General features: G+C 45.8%; 13 protein-coding genes, 2 tRNA genes and 3 rRNA genes. 1 reads left to right on the top strand and 17 read right to left on the bottom strand.

The window, feature by feature from the left end; all coding sequences use genetic code 11:
• Positions 1-46: 46 nt before the first annotated feature.
• Positions 47-994, top strand: coding sequence for a YaaC family protein (locus WCV65_RS00090; protein ID WP_338779212.1), 948 nt, complete (start codon positions 47-49; stop codon positions 992-994).
• A gap of 680 nt (positions 995-1,674) precedes the next feature.
• On the opposite strand, the gene rrf is transcribed toward WCV65_RS00090, so the two are convergent.
• From rrf to dnaA, 17 genes are all read right to left on the bottom strand, one after another.
• Positions 1,675-1,790, bottom strand: a 5S ribosomal RNA gene (gene rrf, locus WCV65_RS00085).
• A gap of 73 nt (positions 1,791-1,863) precedes the next feature.
• Positions 1,864-4,790: ribosomal RNA gene (locus WCV65_RS00080) — 23S ribosomal RNA — on the bottom strand.
• A gap of 178 nt (positions 4,791-4,968) precedes the next feature.
• A tRNA-Ala gene (locus WCV65_RS00075) sits at positions 4,969-5,044 on the bottom strand.
• 22 nt (positions 5,045-5,066) lie between these two features.
• Positions 5,067-5,143 (bottom strand) — tRNA-Ile (locus WCV65_RS00070).
• Positions 5,144-5,236: 93 nt separating this feature from the next.
• Positions 5,237-6,775 (bottom strand): 16S ribosomal RNA (locus WCV65_RS00065).
• Together the 16S, 23S and 5S rRNA genes with 2 tRNA genes alongside form the textbook arrangement of a ribosomal RNA operon.
• Before the next feature lie 220 nt (positions 6,776-6,995).
• Positions 6,996-8,081 carry an HD-GYP domain-containing protein gene (locus tag WCV65_RS00060; RefSeq protein WP_338779210.1) on the bottom strand — a complete coding sequence of 362 codons (1,086 nt, stop codon included), beginning with the start codon at positions 8,079-8,081 and terminating at the stop codon, positions 6,996-6,998.
• A gap of 107 nt (positions 8,082-8,188) precedes the next feature.
• Positions 8,189-10,684 (bottom strand): DNA gyrase subunit A, encoded by a 2,496-nt coding sequence (gyrA, locus tag WCV65_RS00055; RefSeq protein WP_338779208.1) that lies wholly within the window; start codon positions 10,682-10,684, stop codon positions 8,189-8,191.
• 234 nt (positions 10,685-10,918) lie between these two features.
• Entirely contained in the window at positions 10,919-12,289 is a 1,371-nt protein-coding gene (locus WCV65_RS00050; RefSeq protein ID WP_338782399.1) for a copper amine oxidase, read from the bottom strand.
• Between the two features lie 89 nt (positions 12,290-12,378).
• Entirely contained in the window at positions 12,379-13,200 is an 822-nt protein-coding gene (locus tag WCV65_RS00045; protein ID WP_338779206.1) for a carbohydrate ABC transporter permease, read from the bottom strand.
• Positions 13,200-14,063 (bottom strand): sugar ABC transporter permease, encoded by an 864-nt coding sequence (locus tag WCV65_RS00040; RefSeq protein WP_035408452.1) that lies wholly within the window; start codon positions 14,061-14,063, stop codon positions 13,200-13,202. Before WCV65_RS00040 ends, WCV65_RS00045 begins: the two co-directional genes overlap by 1 nt.
• 26 nt (positions 14,064-14,089) lie before the next feature.
• Positions 14,090-15,325, bottom strand: a complete 1,236-nt coding sequence (locus tag WCV65_RS00035) for an ABC transporter substrate-binding protein (protein ID WP_338779203.1) — start codon at positions 15,323-15,325, stop codon at positions 14,090-14,092.
• 303 nt (positions 15,326-15,628) lie between these two features.
• Positions 15,629-17,551, bottom strand: a complete 1,923-nt coding sequence (gyrB, locus tag WCV65_RS00030) for a DNA topoisomerase (ATP-hydrolyzing) subunit B (RefSeq protein WP_035408532.1) — start codon at positions 17,549-17,551, stop codon at positions 15,629-15,631.
• Between the two features lie 30 nt (positions 17,552-17,581).
• Positions 17,582-17,857, bottom strand: coding sequence for an extracellular matrix/biofilm biosynthesis regulator RemA family protein (locus WCV65_RS00025; protein ID WP_035408456.1), 276 nt, complete (start codon positions 17,855-17,857; stop codon positions 17,582-17,584).
• Positions 17,858-17,862: 5 nt separating this feature from the next.
• Positions 17,863-18,987: a DNA replication/repair protein RecF gene (gene recF / locus WCV65_RS00020; protein WP_338779201.1), complete on the bottom strand. Its 1,125-nt coding sequence runs from the start codon at positions 18,985-18,987 to the stop codon at positions 17,863-17,865.
• Positions 18,988-19,005: 18 nt separating this feature from the next.
• Positions 19,006-19,236 (bottom strand): S4 domain-containing protein YaaA, encoded by a 231-nt coding sequence (gene yaaA, locus WCV65_RS00015; RefSeq protein WP_035408461.1) that lies wholly within the window; start codon positions 19,234-19,236, stop codon positions 19,006-19,008.
• 205 nt (positions 19,237-19,441) lie between these two features.
• Positions 19,442-20,578, bottom strand: a complete 1,137-nt coding sequence (gene dnaN / locus WCV65_RS00010) for a DNA polymerase III subunit beta (RefSeq protein WP_338779198.1) — start codon at positions 20,576-20,578, stop codon at positions 19,442-19,444.
• Positions 20,579-20,754: 176 nt separating this feature from the next.
• The coding region (gene dnaA / locus WCV65_RS00005) for a chromosomal replication initiator protein DnaA (RefSeq protein ID WP_211555535.1) at positions 20,755-21,771 on the bottom strand (1,017 nt) is incomplete at its 5' end.

Raw genomic sequence — 21,771 nt, 5'->3', positions numbered from 1 at the left:
AAGACCACAAAGAGTTTAAATATTAAGAAAACTGGAGAGGCATACAATGAAACCAACTAATCCTTGGAATTCCTACATATACCTGCATTCGACTGAAAGCTCGCAAAACACACTGGAAAAAATTTATACAAAGTCATTCGGATCTCTCGCATCCCAATTGTCTTATCGAAACTCCTGCACATTCATGTATTATCTCATGCATGCAGAGAGCTTTTACAAGCAGGCAGAGGAAGCTCCCCTTTCCATTAAACCCATCCTTTACTTCTATGGCCTCACTCAGCTCGTGAAAGCAAGCATTCTTACCGAGGACCCTGATTATCCCGAAACCACCTCAGTGCTTGCCCACGGCGTCACAACACGTAAAAAGAAGAAACAGGATTACTTGTTTCTTAAAGATGAGGTACGACTCCAGAAAAACGGCCTGTTTCACCATACCGCCCGAACTCTCTTTAAGCTCAAGGAATTGGATAAAGAACGCTATACAATGGAAATGCTCCTGCGGAGAATACCCGAAATGGGGCATTGCTTCAAAGTACTCCGGAATGGGAAACCGGCTTTCCCTCTAAAGGAAGGCCCGGATGCCATCTATCTATCATCTGAAGCAGCCGTCGCCTATCACATCACCGATAAAAGGCTGGCGGAAACAATCGAACACCTTACCGGCTTGGAAACCGCCATTTCAGATGGAGAAAAGATAATTATGAAAAAAGAAAGCCTCTCTCCATTTTCAACGGCCATACTCTCCTACAGCCTCGAAAAAAAGGAGTACTCGCTGCCCGCTGAAAAAGAACAGCTGTTTATCATGCCTGAACTGCTCACTCATTACCTGCTGCTCTACAACCTCAGCATGATCTCAAGATACGAAACAGAATGGTGGTACGACCTGATACAAAACCGCTCAACAAATGACTATATTTACATTACCGCCTTTATGGAAATCACCGCCTGGAAAATTCCTCAGCTGATTTGGCTGTATTTGAGTGAACGGATTTAGGGATGGATGGGGTTTGGCTGGGATCAACAGGAGGTTCGGCGCTATTGCAATGTGAGTGAGGCGAAGGGTTGAATTTTTTAGGAGTGGACCATTAATATCTCAAATTTACGATCAAAACTCCTCTATTTTGGTTCAAAACTGTTCAAATGGCATGACATTACGGCGTAGTGGAGGCGAAATAGGGTTAGAATCGAGGCAGATTCATTCGTTTCTGTTGCGGCATTGGGGTAGCTGGAGAGCATATCGGCTATTCTGGAGCGGATATCGACCGAAATTTGGATATATCGGGGATTATTTTGATATATCGACCAAAATTTTAATATATCGACGATTATTTCGATTTATCGACTAAAATGAACGGATATCGACTTTTCGGGAGGGTTCGACAGAAATCACAACCGCCTCTATTCGTTGGACCCTCTTCCCCAGCCAGCACCATCCAGTACGGTCCGCCAGTCTCACTCTGTTAAAAATAAGTCCAGCCAACCGTTAAGCTACTAATAAACACTAAGTTCAACTGATTCGAGTATTCCCCCTCCTTCTCCTTCCCTCCACCCATGGCGTATCCCGAATCACGTATCCGCTCTCCCTTCTTTCTCCCTCTATCCCAAGCGTATCCCGCATCCCCAATCCCAACAAAAAAAGACCCACCCCCTAAGGGGCAAGCCTTTTTTTCATGTACCTGGCAACGTCCTACTCTCACAGGGGGAAACCCCCAACTACCATCGGCGCTAAAGAGCTTAACTTCCGTGTTCGGTATGGGAACGGGTGTGACCTCTCTGCCATAATTACCAGATATGTGGTTGAAAGATTGCTCTTTCAAAACTAGATAACGATTGCTGCACGAGTAAAGCAGCCTTACTTGAATAAAGGTTAAGTCCTCGACCGATTAGTATTCGTCAGCTGCACGTGTCACCACGCTTCCACCTCGAACCTATCAACCTGATCATCTTTCAGGGGTCTTACTCTTGCGATGGGAAATCTCATCTTGAGGGGGGCTTCATGCTTAGATGCTTTCAGCACTTATCCCGTCCGCACATAGCTACCCAGCGATGCCTTTGGCAAGACAACTGGTACACCAGCGGTGCGTCCATCCCGGTCCTCTCGTACTAAGGACAGCTCCTCTCAAATTTCCTGCGCCCGCGACGGATAGGGACCGAACTGTCTCACGACGTTCTGAACCCAGCTCGCGTACCGCTTTAATGGGCGAACAGCCCAACCCTTGGGACCGACTACAGCCCCAGGATGCGATGAGCCGACATCGAGGTGCCAAACCTCCCCGTCGATGTGGACTCTTGGGGGAGATAAGCCTGTTATCCCCGGGGTAGCTTTTATCCGTTGAGCGATGGCCCTTCCATGCGGAACCACCGGATCACTAAGCCCGACTTTCGTCCCTGCTCGACTTGTAGGTCTCGCAGTCAAGCTCCCTTGTGCCTTTACACTCTGCGAATGATTTCCAACCATTCTGAGGGAACCTTTGGGCGCCTCCGTTACATTTTAGGAGGCGACCGCCCCAGTCAAACTGCCCGCCTGACACTGTCTCCCGGCCCGATCAGGGCCGCGGGTTAGAAGTTCAACACAGCCAGGGTAGTATCCCACCAATGCCTCCACCGAAGCTGGCGCTCCGGTTTCCAAGGCTCCTACCTATCCTGTACAAGCTGTGCCAAAATTCAATATCAGGCTGCAGTAAAGCTCCACGGGGTCTTTCCGTCCTGTCGCGGGTAACCTGCATCTTCACAGGTACTATAATTTCACCGAGTCTCTCGTTGAGACAGTGCCCAGATCGTTACGCCTTTCGTGCGGGTCGGAACTTACCCGACAAGGAATTTCGCTACCTTAGGACCGTTATAGTTACGGCCGCCGTTTACTGGGGCTTCAATTCAAAGCTTCGCTTGCGCTAACCTCTCCTCTTAACCTTCCAGCACCGGGCAGGCGTCAGCCCCTATACTTCGCCTTGCGGCTTCGCAGAGACCTGTGTTTTTGCTAAACAGTCGCCTGGGCCTATTCACTGCGGCTCTTCAAGGCTATTCACCCTAAAGAGCACCCCTTCTCCCGAAGTTACGGGGTCATTTTGCCGAGTTCCTTAACGAGAGTTCTCTCGATCACCTTAGGATTCTCTCCTCGCCTACCTGTGTCGGTTTGCGGTACGGGCACCATTTTCCTCGCTAGAAGCTTTTCTAGGCAGTGTGGAATCAGGAACTTCGGTACTTCATTTCCCTCGCCATCACAGCTCAGCCTTAACCAAGGGACGGATTTGCCTATCCCTTGAGCCTACCTGCTTGGACGCGCATATCCAACAGCGCGCTTACCCTATCCTCCTGCGTCCCTCCATTGCTCAAACGGAAAAGAGGTGGTACAGGAATCTCAACCTGTTGTCCATCGCCTACGCCTTTCGGCCTCGGCTTAGGTCCCGACTAACCCTGAGCGGACGAGCCTTCCTCAGGAAACCTTAGGCATTCGGTGGAGGGGATTCTCACCCCTCTTTCGCTACTCATACCGGCATTCTCACTTCTAAGCGCTCCACCAGTCCTTCCGGTCTGGCTTCTCAGCCCTTAGAACGCTCTCCTACCACTGTTCGTAAGAACAGTCCACAGCTTCGGTGATCCGTTTAGCCCCGGTACATTTTCGGCGCAGGGTCACTCGACCAGTGAGCTATTACGCACTCTTTAAATGGTGGCTGCTTCTAAGCCAACATCCTGGTTGTCTAAGCAACCCCACATCCTTTTCCACTTAACGGATACTTGGGGACCTTAGCTGGTGGTCTGGGCTGTTTCCCTTTCGACTACGGATCTTATCACTCGCAGTCTGACTCCCATAGATAAGTCTTTGGCATTCGGAGTTTGACTGAATTCGGTAACCCGATGAGGGCCCCTAGTCCAATCAGTGCTCTACCTCCAAGACTCTCACTATGAGGCTAGCCCTAAAGCTATTTCGGAGAGAACCAGCTATCTCCAGGTTCGATTGGAATTTCTCCGCTACCCACACCTCATCCCCGCACTTTTCAACGTGCGTGGGTTCGGGCCTCCATTCAGTGTTACCTGAACTTCACCCTGGACATGGGTAGATCACCTGGTTTCGGGTCTACGACCACGTACTCAATCGCCCTATTCAGACTCGCTTTCGCTGCGGCTCCGTCTTTTCAACTTAACCTTGCACGTAATCGTAACTCGCCGGTTCATTCTACAAAAGGCACGCCATCACCCGTTAACGGGCTCTGACTACTTGTAGGCACACGGTTTCAGGATCTGTTTCACTCCCCTTCCGGGGTGCTTTTCACCTTTCCCTCACGGTACTGGTTCACTATCGGTCACTAGGGAGTATTTAGCCTTGGGAGATGGTCCTCCCTGCTTCCGACGGGATTTCTCGTGTCCCGCCGTACTCAGGATCCACTCAGGAGGGAACGAAGTTTCGACTACAGGGCTGTTACCTTCTTTGGCGGGCCTTTCCAGACCGCTTCTTCTACCCCGTTCCTTTGTAACTCCGTGTTGAGTGTCCTACAACCCCAGAAGGCAAGCCTTCTGGTTTGGGCTAATCCCGTTTCGCTCGCCGCTACTCAGGGAATCGCTATTGCTTTCTCTTCCTCCGGGTACTTAGATGTTTCAGTTCCCCGGGTCTGCCTTCCAGATCCTATGTATTCAGATCAGGATGCTGCTCCATTACGAGCAGCGGGTTTCCCCATTCGGAAATCTCCGGATCAACGCTTACTTACAGCTCCCCGAAGCATATCGGTGTTCGTACCGTCCTTCATCGGCTCCTAGTGCCAAGGCATCCACCGTGCGCCCTTTCTAACTTAACCTGATAACGGAAGTTATCTTCGTTAGAGCTGAAAACAGAAGTTTTCAGACTTGATGTTCTCTTCATACGCAAGCGCAGAAGAAAATCGTAAGGTTACTTGCTTACTCGTGTGAATGTTTGACATTCATATCGTTATCTAGTTTTCAAAGAACAAGTTTTAGAGACAAAAAAAGTCTCGTTGGTGGAGCCTAGCGGGATCGAACCGCTGACCTCCTGCGTGCAAGGCAGGCGCTCTCCCAGCTGAGCTAAGGCCCCAACGAATTTCAATGTATAAAGATGGTGGGCCTAAATGGACTCGAACCATCGACCTCACGCTTATCAGGCGTGCGCTCTAACCAGCTGAGCTATAGGCCCATCAAAAAGAGAAGCAAGTTCTCTCAAAACTAAACAAAGTCGAAGTGCGTCCGTTAATGTTGCACCACATGGGTGCTGATAATTCTTCCTTAGAAAGGAGGTGATCCAGCCGCACCTTCCGATACGGCTACCTTGTTACGACTTCACCCCAATCATCTGCCCCACCTTAGGCGGCTGGCTCCCTTACGGGTTACCCCACCGACTTCGGGTGTTGCAAACTCTCGTGGTGTGACGGGCGGTGTGTACAAGGCCCGGGAACGTATTCACCGCGGCATGCTGATCCGCGATTACTAGCGATTCCGGCTTCATGCAGGCGAGTTGCAGCCTGCAATCCGAACTGAGAATGGTTTTATGGGATTCGCTTAACCTCGCGGTTTTGCAGCCCTTTGTACCATCCATTGTAGCACGTGTGTAGCCCAGGTCATAAGGGGCATGATGATTTGACGTCATCCCCACCTTCCTCCGGTTTGTCACCGGCAGTCACCTTAGAGTGCCCAACTGAATGCTGGCAACTAAGATCAAGGGTTGCGCTCGTTGCGGGACTTAACCCAACATCTCACGACACGAGCTGACGACAACCATGCACCACCTGTCACTCTGTCCCCCGAAGGGGAACCTTCTATCTCTAGAAGTGGCAGAGGATGTCAAGACCTGGTAAGGTTCTTCGCGTTGCTTCGAATTAAACCACATGCTCCACCGCTTGTGCGGGCCCCCGTCAATTCCTTTGAGTTTCAGTCTTGCGACCGTACTCCCCAGGCGGAGTGCTTAATGCGTTAGCTGCAGCACTAAAGGGCGGAAACCCTCTAACACTTAGCACTCATCGTTTACGGCGTGGACTACCAGGGTATCTAATCCTGTTCGCTCCCCACGCTTTCGCGCCTCAGCGTCAGTTACAGACCAGAGAGTCGCCTTCGCCACTGGTGTTCCTCCACATCTCTACGCATTTCACCGCTACACGTGGAATTCCACTCTCCTCTTCTGTACTCAAGTCCTCCAGTTTCCAATGACCCTCCCCGGTTGAGCCGGGGGCTTTCACATCAGACTTAAAAGACCGCCTGCGCGCGCTTTACGCCCAATAATTCCGGACAACGCTTGCCACCTACGTATTACCGCGGCTGCTGGCACGTAGTTAGCCGTGGCTTTCTGGTTAGGTACCGTCAAGGTGCGGGCAGTGACTCCCGCACTTGTTCTTCCCTAACAACAGAGCTTTACGATCCGAAAACCTTCATCACTCACGCGGCGTTGCTCCGTCAGACTTTCGTCCATTGCGGAAGATTCCCTACTGCTGCCTCCCGTAGGAGTCTGGGCCGTGTCTCAGTCCCAGTGTGGCCGATCACCCTCTCAGGTCGGCTACGCATCGTCGCCTTGGTGAGCCATTACCTCACCAACTAGCTAATGCGCCGCGGGCCCATCTGTAAGTGACAGCATAACCGTCTTTTATCTTCGAACCATGCGGTTCGAAAAGTTATCCGGTATTAGCTCCGGTTTCCCGGAGTTATCCCAGTCTTACAGGCAGGTTGCCCACGTGTTACTCACCCGTCCGCCGCTGACCTCCGAAGAGGTCCGCTCGACTTGCATGTATTAGGCACGCCGCCAGCGTTCGTCCTGAGCCAGGATCAAACTCTCCAAAAAGTAGTTTGACTAGCTCTTGTTTGTTGCTTTAGAATTAACGTTGGCACTTCGATTTGTTTAGTTTTCAAAGAACTTTTTTTGCTGTTGCCCCCGAAGGAACTATCTTAATATACCACCGCGGACTACCCATGGTCAAGGTTTTTCTTAAAGTTTTTCAATCTTTTATTTTTCGGCTGCCAAATGCTTATGAATAAAGAAAAAAGAGCCGGAAATAACCGGCTCAGAGAAGAGTTTCTACTATATAAAGATCTATTCGTTTTTCGAGCTGGAGAATCTGATTAGACTCTAAGCGGATGATCGGACGAACCGGTTTCTGCGAATCAGTGAAAATAACCTCCCCGATTGTTCCATCCGATAATTTCACATGTGAACCATTCAGAATACGAGCCAGCATTTTTGAAAGTACATTTACGGCGGTGAGATCAAATTTCCCAAAGCTATCATGCTTGATTTCTTCAAATACCTTAAAAGGTGAAAGTCCGTTTCGGTATGGACGGGGGCAGATCATGGCCATAAACGTATCTGCCAGTGCAACAATTTTTCCGTATGGATGAAGCTGATCGCCTTTTACCCCTAAAGGATATCCGCTCCCGTCCATTCTCTCATGATGCTGCAGCACCCCGACTTTCACTCCTTCTTTAATTACGGCAATATCTTTTATCATTTTGTACCCTTGAATCGAATGCTGTTTAATTTCCGCAAACTCTTTATCTGTCAGAGCAAGCCTTTTAAGCAGGACAGACGGCTGTATTTTAGACATACCGCAGTCGCTCAGTGCACCGGCTAGAGCAATTTGATTAATCTCTCCACTCGGAAAGTTTAATTGATTCGCAATATATGAACTCATGAGAGAGACGGCAAGGCAATGCTGCGCTATGTAATCTTTCCCCGTATAGTAGTTTGGAATATTCAGCAGCTCTTTTGGCTGGTCTTTAAACAAATCGATTAGGGGCAGTACAATTTCCCTTACTTTTGGAATATCGATGGATACGCCTGACTGCCACGAGTTAAACATCCGCTCGAACTGCTCGGCTTGTTTTTTGAATTGAATCGAAATATCCGTAGTTTCCATTTCAATTCGTCCATCTGCTTCATTTTTCTTTTTAATTTTATAGCCTGGTTTAAAAGGCTCTCCGCTTATTAAATAAGGCTCGACCTCTATTTCCTTTACCATAAATGCCCGGAGAACTTCCAGCTTTTCCTCATCCATGACCGTTTCTTTCTTCATTAATGGTTCTTTAGACTTACCATTAATATCTTCTGAGAGAACACACCCGTCAATTATTTGCTCCAATCCTGTGCGCATTTTCGAAACACCCCCCTGTCCTTATATGAGCCGTTTGTCCTATATATTCCTTTTATCGGCAAAAAAAGGGACAACCTTTAATGGTTGTCCCTTTTTTTTACTATTTTTTATTCAGCTGAAGATTCACTATCATGATGCCCTTCTTCCAGCAACTCTTCTTCTTCTGCAGCAGGCTCTTCTTTTTCAACGAGAGCAACCGTTGCAACATGATGATTTTCACCCAGCCTGATCAAACGTACACCTTGTGTGTTACGTCCCATCGTGGAAATATCGTTAACATCCATACGGATCAGAACTCCATTTGCCGTGATGAGCATCAGATCTTCTTCGCCGGTGGAAGCTTTAAAGGATACAACAGAGCCGTTTTTCTCTGTTATATTGCACGTTTTCAAACCTTTACCGCCGCGGCTTTGAATACGGTACTCCCCAGCAGGAGTCCTCTTCCCAAAACCATTCCGCGTTACAATCAGGATATCTGTGTCTTCTTCCAGAATCTCCATACCGACTACTTCATCACCTTCGCTAAGGTTAATCCCCTTCACTCCAGTAGCGGTTCTTCCCATTTGACGAACGTCCGTCTCAGGGAAACGGATCATCATTCCGTCCTTCGTTCCAATAATAATGTCTTTTGATCCATCCGTAAGGCGGACAGAAATAAGTTCATCCTCTTCGCGCAGTCCAAGGGCGATCAGACCGTTCGTACGGATATTGGCGAACTGGCTAAGCGGAGTCCGTTTGGAAATCCCCTCTTTAGTTGTAAAGAACAGATACCAGTCATCCACAAATTCAGAAACTGGAATAATGGCTTTTACCCACTCATCCCGCTCCACTCCAAGAAGGTTAACGATTGGAAGACCTTTAGCCGTGCGGCCGTATTCAGGCACTTCATACCCTTTCGTGCGGTATACCTTCCCTTTATTGGTGAAATAAAGAATGGTGTCATGGGTTGAGGTTGTCAAAAGCTGATCGACGAAATCATCCTCGTTTGTGCCCATCCCTTGAATTCCTCTTCCTCCGCGCTTCTGGCTGCGGTAGGTTGAGATTGGGAGACGTTTAATGTATCCATTATGAGTAAGTGTAAGTACGATGTTTTCTACAGGAATGAGATCTTCATCTTCAAATACCTCTGCTCCGCCGGCAATCAGTTCCGTGCGGCGCACATCATTGAAGCGCTCTTTAATTTCAAGAAGCTCTTCTCTGATGATTTCGAGTACTTTTTCTTCGTCAGCAAGGATGGCCTTCAATTCGGCAATCAGCTGTACAAGACCCTGGTATTCTTCTTCAATTTTTTCTCTTTCCAGACCTGTCAAACGCTGAAGACGCATATCAAGAATCGCCTGTGCCTGCTTTTCGCTGAGTGAAAACTGCTCCATTAAGCCTTGACGGGCAATCTCAGTCGTCTGCGAGCCGCGAATCAAAGCGATGACGGCATCCAAATGATCGAGCGCAATCCGCAGGCCCTCTAAAATATGAGCACGTGCTTCTGCTTTTCTCAATTCAAAGGCAGTACGTCTCTTAATAACAACTTTTTGGTGTTCCAGGTAATGCTCAAGGAACTGCTTAAGGTTCAGTACCTGCGGCTGGCCGTTTGCAAGGGCAAGCATGTTAATACCAAAGCTTGTCTGCAGAGCAGTCTGCTTGTAAAGGTTGTTTAAAAGAACATTCGCATTGGCATCTTTGCGAACCTCGATGACAATTCTCATACCGTTACGGTCGGACTCATCACGAAGATCGGAAATACCCTCTATTTTTTTATCGCGGACAAGGTCAGCGATTTTTTCAATTAATCTCGCTTTATTTACCTGGTAAGGAAGCTCGTGGACAAGAATAACTTGTTTGCCTGATGGCTTCTCTTCAATTTCAACCTTTGCACGGACAATGATGGAACCTCTGCCCGTTTCATATGCTTTGCGGATTCCGCTGCGCCCAAGAATCTGGCCGGCAGTCGGGAAGTCCGGACCTGGAATGATTTCCATTAGTTCAGCAATGGTTACATCCGGATTTTTACTAACGGCAAGAACACCGTCAATTACCTCGCCCAGCTGATGGGGAGGGATGTTTGTAGCCATTCCGACTGCGATTCCAGCCGCACCGTTAACTAGCAGGTTCGGGAATCTTGCCGGAAGAACGACTGGTTCTTTTTCTGAGCCGTCGTAGTTATCTTGATAGTCAATTGTATCTTTATTAATATCCCGAAGGATTTCCATTGAAATTTTAGACATGCGCGCTTCTGTATAACGCATCGCAGCTGCTGCATCGCCGTCCACTGAACCGAAGTTTCCGTGTCCGTCTACAAGCATGTACCGGAAGTTGAAATCCTGCGCCATCCTGACCATTGTGTCGTAAACAGCGGAATCACCATGGGGGTGATACTTACCGATTACTTCACCGACGATACGTGCCGACTTCTTAAAGGGCTTGTCGCTCGTCATGCCGAGATCATTCATCGCATACAAAATTCTGCGGTGGACCGGTTTCAATCCATCGCGCACGTCAGGCAGTGCACGTGATACGATGACGCTCATCGCATAATCCAGGAATGAAGAACGCATTTCCTGGCTAATATTTATTTCTTTCACTTGAGGTGTTTTATCTTCAGCCATGTTTAAACCTCCCCAGAACTTTAGTTTGGGAGTTAGAAAAAACTATCTCCGTTTATATGAAAATTATTTCAAAGATTTTATGTAGTTTGAAATCAGGCCATATTCTCCATTATATCAATAATCCCTTTATATTACACGTCTATTGGCGAAAAACTCCTTTCTTTGTGAATTTTTGATCAAAAAAAGAACCTCCAGCAATAAACTGGAGGTTCTTCTCTAAAAAACCTATTTCAATTAGTTCAATCTTCTTTTTCGAACAATTGTTGCAATAGCAGCAAGGGCCAGAATGAATCCTGAAACACTCATCCAAATCAATGAAGAATTTCCTGAATCGGATGTTCCGCCCATACCTGTTTTTGGCATTTCGGTAGGCATGCTGCTCATAAACTTATCAGGGTATTGATCTACGATTGCTCCTGAAACACCAAGACCTACACCAAACATATGATTATAGGCTTCATGGATGCTGTCATAAGCCATCTCGTAGTCTTTTTCATTATAGCTGTTAAAAGCGTTTAGCAATTGATCAATATGCATTTCCAAACCTTTTTCCAGATCCGCTGCTTTTAATCTGCCTTCTGTTGCTGTATCCAGGAATTTTGCTTGTTCTGCACGATATTCATCCAGCTCCTTTAACGCCATTTCTTTTGCTTTTTCATCCTTCGCACCTGTAGCCTTCACATAGTCTACAAGATAGCCAATGTGGCTGTTCCAGATTTTTTTATACTGCTCTCCGCCTTCATTTCCGTATACGGATGCAACAGCAGCTGATAAATCATTTGTATTTTCGTTAAGGGCAGCGGCAGCCTCATCAAAGTCTTCTGTCCCGTCAATTCCTTTTTGCATCGCTAAGGCTGCAAGAGCGGCATGCTCGGAGAACAGGTAGTTTAAATCAGCTCTGAGATTGGCTGCAGGAGTATCAACAGATTTTTTCTCGAATTTATCAGGGAATTGATCTGTAATCGCCCAAGAAAGGCCTTTTCCTACTCCATACATATGCTTAATGGATTCTCTAACTGTGCTGTAAGTTGTATCATAGTCTTTTTCTGTATAGCTATCAAATGCTGTAATTAATTCAGTTACGTGCATTTTTAGGCCTTCTTCAAGATCTTTCGCTTTTAAACGGCCTCCTGTTGCTTTATCTAAAAATTGGGCTTGTTCAACACGATATTCATCAAGATCTTTTTTTGCCTTCATTTTGCCATCTTCATCTTTTGCAGCGGTTGCTTTGACATAATCTACGAAGTAGCCGATGTGGCTGCCCCAGATCTCCTTGAACGCATTGCCTGCTTCTTCACCGTAAACGGAACCGACTGCCGTTGATAGAGCATCCGTATTCTCATTCAGCTGAGCAGCTGCCTCATCGAAATCTTCTTTTCCGTCAATGCCTTTTTGCATCGCTACGACAGCCAAGTATGCATGTTCTGAAAGAATAGCATCAAGCTGTGCTCGTAAGTCGATTGCAGGATTAGAGACTTCGGTTGACATTTTCATATTGCCGGAATGATTCATTGAATGTCCTTCATGGGCTGAAGCAACACCCGCTGCTGGTACTAATAGTGCGATGCTTAGAGGTACAGCCAACCATGTTCTTTTCATTTTCATATGAACCTTCATTTTCATCTCTCCTCAAATGCTCTATTTACTAAGTAAACGGAGGGGGATGAAAAATGGATCACACCTTTAGAACATATTTACTTTATTGCACCCTTCGTAACTCCGCTGATAATCCATTTTTGCGCAATGATATAGACAAGAATCATTGGAGCTAATGCCATCAAGTAAGAAGAGAAGGCTAAATTATAATCGGTGCTGAACTGTCCCTGGAAGACGAATTGCACGAGCGGCAGAGTGGAGAGCTCCCTGTCGCTGATGATGACGAGCGGCAGCATAAAGTCGTTCCAGGCCCACAGAGTCGTCAATATGCCGACTGTTGCGTTCATCGGCATAAGCAGAGGGAAGATGACCTTCCAGAAAACCACCCATGTACTCGCTCCATCCACAATCGCTGCTTCTTCCAATTCTGCTGGTATAGACTTGATATACCCTACATACAAAAACACGTTGAAAGCCAATCCGTATACAACATAAAGAAAAATCAACCCAACCAGGTTATCGAGATTCCATTGTGCTGTCTGCTTGACAATCGGCAGCATGATGATCGGAAAAGGAATAAACATCGCACTAACCAGGTAGTAAAAAATAAACTTATAAAATTTTTTGTGCATATTGCGCGCAATGGCATACGCGACCATTGAGTTCGTAAGCAGAGTCAGAACAACAACGAAAATTGTAATGAATAAGCTATTGCCCATCGCCTGAAAAAAGTTTGTCAGCTCGATTGCCTGGGCATAGTTGGAGAAGTTCCATTGCTCCGGCAGGGCGAGAAGGGATTTCCCCATCTCTTCCGGCGTTTTAAATGAGATCGTAACAGCGAGATAAAGCGGAAAAAGAATCAGTAGGGAACCCGCGATTAAAAGACCTGTAATAAGCCAGTTTGTTTTGCCTTTTTTCATCACAGTTCCACCTCTCTTCTTTGAAGATAGCGCAGCTGAACTACAGAAATAATCACAATGACCAAGAAATAGATGACGGCATTGGCAGACTGATAGGCGAATTCTCCGCCCTCAAAGCCGCCGCGGAAAATCAATAAAGAAATCGATTCCGTTGATGTACCCGGGCCTCCGCCTGTCATCGCCATAATATGGTCAAACACCATCAGGAAGTTTTTCATTGCGAGCACCATGTTGATCGTGAAGAATGGTGCAATCAGAGGAAACGTAATGCTCCAGAACTTTTTCCAGGTCCCTGCTCCATCAATGCTTGCTGCTTCATACAGCTCCTCCGGGATCGTGACGAGACCGGCCAGATAAAGGATGGTGTTAAAAGCAACGCCTTGCCATACGGACACCACGATAATCCCAATCCAGGCAGCATCAGGCTTTCCAAGGATATTTTCTGCAAGGGCATTGATGCCAAGCGCTTGAGCAATATCCGGAATAAAAAAGGTGAAAATGAAGTTGAAAATGTACCCAACGATCAAAATACTGAGGATATTCGGAAGAAAATAGACAGCCCGTAGCGTCTTTGAAAATTTGATTTTTGAATTTAGTCCGATGGCAATAACCAAACTGAAGATATTAACTAATATTGTCGCGATAATTGCAAATTTGAACGTAAATCCATAGGCCTGAAGTGCCCGCTCATCCTGAAAAACATTAAAATAGTTTTTCAGTCCGACAAAATTCCATTCGCCGTAGCCTTTATAGTCGGTAAAGCTGTAATAGATTCCCTGCAGCGCCGGATATGTATGAAAAATGAAAAAGAGAATAAGCGCAGGAATGGTCATGAGCATGAAAGCCCGTTGTCTTGATTTCATCCGTCTGGTCCCCCCTTAAGGCGAAATTAGTAGCGATTTTGAACCTTATCCCATTCCCGGTCCATTTTTCGTAAAAAAGCCTCTTTGTTTTTGCTGATTAAAAATTCCTGAATGATCCCCTCTGGACGTATTGCTCTCGGATAGGAATGGTCAGGGAAGCCGGTTAACTGCTCGTTTTTAAAACTATCCTGGATTCCTTCCATCACGGGGTCCTCCTGAATCACTCCTTCAAGTGCAGAAAAGGCTTTTTGTTCTTCGATATACCGTTTGGATTGCTTCTCCTCCAGCATAAAGGCTAAGAACTTCTTAGCTTCTTCCGGATGTTCGATGTCTTTATTCATTGTCAAAAGTACGTCGACTCCTGATACAAGATTGTTTTGATCAGGCTGATCTGTTACCGGGAGCGGAAAAACCCCAAGCTCCAGTTCCGGATTAATTTTCTGTATTTCCGGGATTGCCCAGTTTCCCTGCAGATAAAATACACCGTCGCCATTTGCAAATGCTTTGTTCCCATCTGCATAGCCGTATCCGTAATTATTCTTATGGCCATATTCCAAGAGAGTCAGCATCTTATCCGCCACTTCAGAATAGTTTTTTTCAAAGCTTGCTTCCCCTTTTCGTTTTTTCTCCGCAAAGTTTTCACCCTGCAGATTTCCTGCAATTGAATTCCACGGAATCATCCCTGTCCAGGCATCTTTGAGAGTGAAGTAAATCGGTACATCGCCGGCCTGCTTCACTTTCTCCAGCTGTTCTGTAAATTCACTCCATGTTTTGGGAGCGTCAAATCCGTACTTTTGGAATTTTTCTTTGTTGTAAATCACTACGTTCGCATTGGTTGAATAGGGAATACCGTATGTACCGCTCTGTTCATTGGAAAGAGTATTAATCATTTCTAAATAGGAAGGCTTCACTTGATTGAGAAGGTCTGTTTTGGAAAAATCATAAAAGATTCCTGCGTTTGCCAATTCTCCGTAGGATCCGTTTCCACCAATGGCAAGCATGTCCGGCATGTCCTCTTTCACGAGTCTGGTTTTAAGGACTGTGTCTGCTTCAGGAGGTGCATTAAGCTGAATATCAATCGCTGGATTTTTCTTTTCAAATTCAGCGATGAGGCCTTCAAAGGTTTTGACATTCTCAGATTTATTGGAAAACAGCTCAAGCTTCACTTTCCCGGCAGACGAAGTATTCTCAGCCTGGCATGAAGTAAGCAAACCCATACCGATGAGTAGAAAAACACTGTACATCAATCGTTTTCTTAACATGATGAGCACTCCTCCTTCGTTTGGTAAACGTTTACGTAAATGGGTAAAAAAATATGTGTGTAAACGTTTACGTTAATCAATGAATTTATCATACCAAGAGCCCGGCTTATTGTAAACTCTTACATTACATTTCTTTTCTGCTATCTCCGTGCTTTTCCCAACAAAAAAACCCGCTCATTTAAGCGGGGCTTTTTTTAATAGCTCTGTTAAATTTGGCTGTTGATTGCAGCTAGCAGGCGTTCGCCTTCCACTCCAATCAACAGGTGTTAAAAATCAACACCAGACTTTAACATAGTTTTTTTATTAAATATCAAGATTTTTAACATACCGGGCATTTTCTTCAATAAAGTTCCGGCGCGGCTCTACCTTGTCACCCATAAGGATATCAAACGTTTCGTCCGCTTCAATGGCATCCTGAAGGTTGACCTGCAGAAGGGTTCTAGTATCTGGATCCATCGTTGTTTCCCATAGCTGCTCAGGGTTCATCTCTCCAAGACCTTTGTAGCGCTGAATGCCTGGTTTCGGATTTTGCGGTAATTCTCCAAGAATGCGCTCGAGCTCACGGTCGTTGTATGCATACTCGATCCGCTTGCCCTGCTGAATTTTGTAAAGCGGCGGCTGGGCAATGTAGATGTAGCCACTTTCAATAATTTCACGCATATACCGGTAGAAGAATGTCAGAAGCAATGTGCGGATATGCGCTCCATCGACATCGGCATCTGTCATGATGACAATTTTATGATATCTTGCTTTTGCAATATCAAAATCCTCGCCGATTCCCGTTCCAAGAGCGGTAATGATCGTGCGGATCTCATTGTTGGATAGAATTTTATCAAGACGCGCTTTTTCCACGTTGATGATTTTTCCGCGGAGCGGCAGGATTGCCTGGAAATGACGGCTGCGTCCTTGCTTCGCGGAGCCTCCGGCAGAATCTCCCTCCACGACATACAGTTCGCTGATGGATGGATCTTTAGAAGAACAATCCGCAAGTTTTCCCGGAAGGTTGGAGATCTCAAGCGCACTTTTGCGGCGTGTCAGTTCTCTCGCCTTTTTGGCAGCCATTCTGGCACGTGCGGCCATCAGACCTTTTTCTACGATTTTTTTCGCAACCTGCGGATTTTCAAGCAGGAAGGTTTCGAAGCCCTGGTCGAAAAGTGAATCCGTTACGGTACGCGCTTCGGAATTTCCAAGCTTCGTTTTTGTTTGTCCTTCAAATTGCGGATCAGGATGCTTAATGCTGACGATTGCGGTAATTCCTTCCCGGACATCTTCACCGCTCAGGTTCGCATCATTGTCCTTGAACACATTTTGTTTGCGGGCATAATCGTTGATTACACGGGTAAGGGCTGTCTTGAACCCTGCCTCATGCGTCCCGCCCTCGTACGTATGAATGTTATTAGCAAACGAATAAATGCTCGTTGTATAGCCTTCGTTGTATTGAAGGGCAATTTCAATCGTAATCCCGTCTTTTTCCCCTTCAAGGTAAACAGGCTCTTCATGAATCACTTCTTTTGTCCGGTTTAAATGCTCTACATAGGATTTAATTCCGCCCTCATAGTGATATTCATTTTTGCGTTTATTCTCGCGCTTGTCTTCAATGACAATGTTGATGCCGCGGTTAAGGAACGCAAGCTCTCTTAAACGGTTTGCCAGTGTTTCATAGTCATACTCTGTCGTTTCCGTGAATATTTCATCATCAGGCACAAAGTGAATAATGGTTCCTGTTTTGTCGGTTTCCCCAATAATCTCAAGATCGCCCTGAGGTACACCGCGCTCGAAGCGCTGGTAGTGGATTTTCCCATCACGGTGGACTTTGACTTCAAGCAAAGTGGAAAGGGCATTAACAACAGATGCACCAACACCGTGAAGACCTCCGGAAACCTTATAGCCTCCGCCGCCGAATTTACCTCCGGCATGGAGTACGGTCATGATGACTTCAACAGCCGGCCGTCCCATTTTTTCATGGATTCCGACCGGAATTCCGCGGCCGTTATCGGTTACGGTAATGCTGTTGTCCTCTTCAATAATGACGTTAATTTCATCACAGTGACCAGCGAGTGCTTCATCAATACTATTATCAACAATTTCCCAGACTAAGTGGTGCAAGCCTCTGGCGCTTGTCGAACCGATGTACATTCCGGGACGCTTACGAACCGCTTCAAGGCCTTCAAGTACTTGTATCTGGTTTTCATCATATGCTTGTTGTTCCATTTGTTTTTGTTCCATGGCCAATTATGTTCACCTACTCTTTACGACTTATGGTGCCATTATGCTGATTTTTCGGGTGGAATCTATATCAAACGCGATATGCGCTCTTTTTTTGAGTGTGCTTGATGACAGGGGAGAAAAATAAATATGTTTTTCTGTTACAACGATCGATTTCGCATCTCCCTCGGAAAGCTGAATCACTTTCTCCTTCTGCTTTTCCAAAAACTCGGACACAATATCAGATGTCTTGGATGAGGGGTAATCCATAATAAAAATGACATCTTTGGATGGCACGACAAAGTCATCTCCTAAATGGATATACATGCTGCTCACCTCGATTCGTTTGGATCCAGCTCACCAGAAGATACCCGGTAGGAAGCTGCTTCTTTTAATGTCTGATGATCAATTCCTTCTACACTCGTCGTTGTTACGAATGTCTGGACCCTTCCCTGAATCGTGTTCAAAAGGTGGGATTGCCGGTAATCATCCAGTTCAGAAAGCACATCATCCAAAAGTAAAATCGGATATTCTCCAATTTCTTCGTGTATCAATTCAATTTCTGCAAGCTTTAAAGAAAGAGCCGTCGTCCGCTGCTGGCCTTGTGAGCCAAATGTTTGAACATCACGTCCATTAACAAAAAACAGCAGGTCATCCCTATGCGGTCCGGCAAGTGTCGTTCCACGCTCGATTTCTCGTTCTTTTATTTTATCAAACTTTTCCAAGTATACTTCTATCATTTTCGACAAATCCGCATCTTCTGATACCTCAGTGGAGGATTTATATTGGATAGTCAGCGTTTCAAGACCTCTCGAGATGCCTGAATGGATGGGCTGGGCCCATTTCTCCAGCTGATCAATAAACAATTTCCGTCTTCGGTACAGCTTGGCAGCTGCTTCGCTCAGCTGCTCTGTCAAAACCTCAAGCATCGTCCGGTCATGCTGTTTCCTGATTTGCAGCTGCTTTAAGTAATGATTCCGCTGCTGAAGGATTTTCTGATAGTGGCTCAGGTCATGCAAATAGACAGCCGAAACCTGTCCGATCTCCATATCGACAAACCTTCTCCTTACCTGGGGGCTTCCCTTAACAAGGTTCAGATCTTCGGGAGCGAACATAATAACATTGACTGCCCCAATATACTGGCTTAGCTTCTGCTGTTCCAGATGATTAATTTTCGCTTTTTTTCCTTTTTTGGAAAGGACAAGCTGCATGGGAATAGCTCCGTTAGCTTTTACGACCCTTCCCTCTATTTTAGCATATTCTTCATCCCAGCGGATAAGATCTTTATCATTGGAGGTACGGTGGGATTTTGCCATAGCCAGGACATAAATCGCTTCCATCATGTTTGTTTTTCCCTGAGCGTTTTCTCCGATAATGACGTTCACTTTATTTTCAAAAGAAACCGTCAGTTCCGGATAATTACGATAATTTCTTAGCTTCAGCTCTTGTATATGCATCTTCCCACCAACTTTGCTCTATTCATGCGTGCTGATTACAACAAACGATCCAACCCCGGGAACCTCGACTGTATCCTGGTGTCTCAGCTTCTTGCCGCGGCGGTTTTCCGATTCACCGTTCACAAAAACTTCGTGCTCGCTCAAAAACCATTTCACCATCCCTCCGGACTGGATCACATCCGCAAGCTTCAGAAATTGTCCTAACGTAATAAATTCCGTATCGATTTGAATGTGCTGCTTTTCACTCATGCTCTTACCTCCCAATCATTCAAAATCTAATCGCTGCATTTCGGCGTACCCTCTATTTTACCTATTTTCTGCTGAAAAGGAAAGAGGACAGCTCCTTGTTATACAACAACCCACAATAAGATATTTCTCTAAAACGAACAGTGTCCATTCCTCGTGTACAAAAAAGAAGGCTGACACATTCATGCCAGCCATGTTGCTTATGAGTTTAATACGTACGAACCGGAAGAATCAGCTGAAGAATAGTATCATCCTCTGGCGTACGGATCAGGAACGGTCTCATTGCACCTGTAAAGCTTACTTTGATTTCGCTGCTTTCCAGTGCTTTTAAAGCATCCATCATATATTTTGCGCTGAAAGAAATTTTTAATTCCTCTCCGGAAATTTCTTCTGTTTGTACTTCTTCTATAACCTTTCCGATTTCTGGAGAGTTAGAAGAGATCTCGAGCATGCCGCCTTCTAAAGTCGACAGTTTCACGACATTGTTCCGGCCTTCTTTTGCAAGAAGCGAAGCACGGTCGATGGATTGAAGAAATTCTTTTGTCTGAACAAGTACATCCGTTTTGCTTTCATCGGGGATCAGACGGGATGTATCCGGGTAGTTGCCATCTAAGAGTCTTGAGAAAAACAGAATATTTTTCGATTTAAACAAAACCTGGTTATCTGTGAACACCATTTCCGTCAAATCATTGGAATCATCCAGTATCTTGCTTAGCTCTGTTAAACTTTTCCCCGGAATCACCACATTGTATTTTCCTTCATGGCCTGCATCAATGCTTGTTTTTCTCAATGCAAGACGGTGGCTGTCTGTCGCGATGCAGGTAAGCTCTCCATCTTCAATTTTCCAATTGACGCCTGTCAAAATCGGTCTCGTTTCAGAGGTCGATACAGCAAAGCCAGTCTGCCTGATCAAGGTTTTTAAAAGATCTGTTGGAATACGGAAAACATTCTCCTCTTCAACATTCGGAAGATGAGGGTATTCCTGAGCATCCTGACCGTTAAGGTTGAACTCAGCTTTTCCAGAACGGATAATCGTTGAAAAATGATTCTGAACTTCCATCTCAACTGTGTCTTTAGGCAGTTTTTTTACGATCTCGCTAAAGAAACGGGCTTGCAGCACAATGCTTCCTGGAGTCTGAACTTCAACATTGATCTTTCCTTTTTCCTCAATCGGGATAAAGGATTCGATGGAAATATCGGAATCACTTCCTGTTAGCGTTACTCCTTCACTGTTGGCCACAATTTTTATTCCGGTAAGAATGGGAATAGTAGTTCGGGAAGATACGGCTTTCATCACGTCTTGCACGCCTTGTGCTAGTTTATCTTTTTGAATGACAAATTTCATTCGATTCCCTCCTGTTCTAACGTCCAAATATATTAAATAATGTTTTAAAAACTAGTAGAAGTACTAGTAGGGCCTGTGATTATGTGGATAACTTCAAAAAGACAAGGAAACACAGTCTATCAACATGTGGATAGACTGTGTATGAATGAGAGAAAGTTATGCACATTATTCACGGTTTAGTTTTTAAGAGATTCTTTAATTTCTTTCACCTGGCGCTGCAGCTGATCATCCACTTGAAGCATTTTGCTGATTTTCTCATGAGCATGGATTACGGTCGTATGATCCCGCCCTCCAAACTCTTCTCCGATTTTAGGAAGAGAAGAATCGGTCAGCTCTCTGGAAAGATACATGGCGATTTGTCTAGGGAACGCGACGGATTTTGTCCGTTTTTTCGCTTTAAAATCTTCCAGCCGGACTTGGTAATGCTGACCGACGGTTTTCTGAATATCCGTAATGGTCACCATCCGCGGCTTCGAGCTTGGAATAATATCCTTTAAAGCCTCTGCTGCTAGATCTGCGTTGATGTCTTTATTAATCAGCGAGGAATAGGCTACTACACGAATGAGTGCTCCTTCAAGCTCCCTAATATTCGAATCAATCTGGTTTGCTATGTACAGCATCACCTCATTCGGAATATCGAGCCCTTCTGCTTTCGCCTTTTTGCGAAGAATGGCGATTCTTGTTTCAAGGTCCGGCGGCGTGATATCCGTAATCAAACCCCATTCGAACCGGCTTCTTAAGCGGTCCTCTAGCGTTGGAATTTCTTTTGGCGGCCTGTCACTGGAAATGACAATCTGCTTGCTTTCTTCATGCAGCGTATTGAACGTATGGAAAAATTCTTCCTGAGTCTGTTCTTTCCCTGCCAAAAACTGAATATCATCAATTAGCAGAACATCCACGCTTCGATATTTATTGCGGAAATCGACTGCTTTGTTGTCACGAATCGAGTTGATGAATTCATTGGTGAACTTCTCAGAAGATAAGTAAACAACCTTTGCAGATGGGTTATGGTCAATGACATAATGTCCGATTGCATGCATTAAGTGGGTTTTACCCAGTCCTACTCCCCCATATATAAAGAGCGGATTATAGGCTTTTGCCGGTGCTTCCGCTACAGCAAGTGATGCGGCGTGGGCAAACCGGTTGCCGGATCCGATAACAAACGTGTCGAACGTGTATTTCGGGTTCAGCAT

Origin of the sequence: Metabacillus sp. FJAT-52054, from assembly GCF_037201815.1 — a bacterium.
Lineage (GTDB): Bacteria > Bacillota > Bacilli > Bacillales > Bacillaceae > Metabacillus_B > Metabacillus_B sediminis.
The sequence above is the reverse complement of the archived record's forward strand: the minus strand, read 5'-3'. Positions and strand labels throughout refer to the sequence as shown.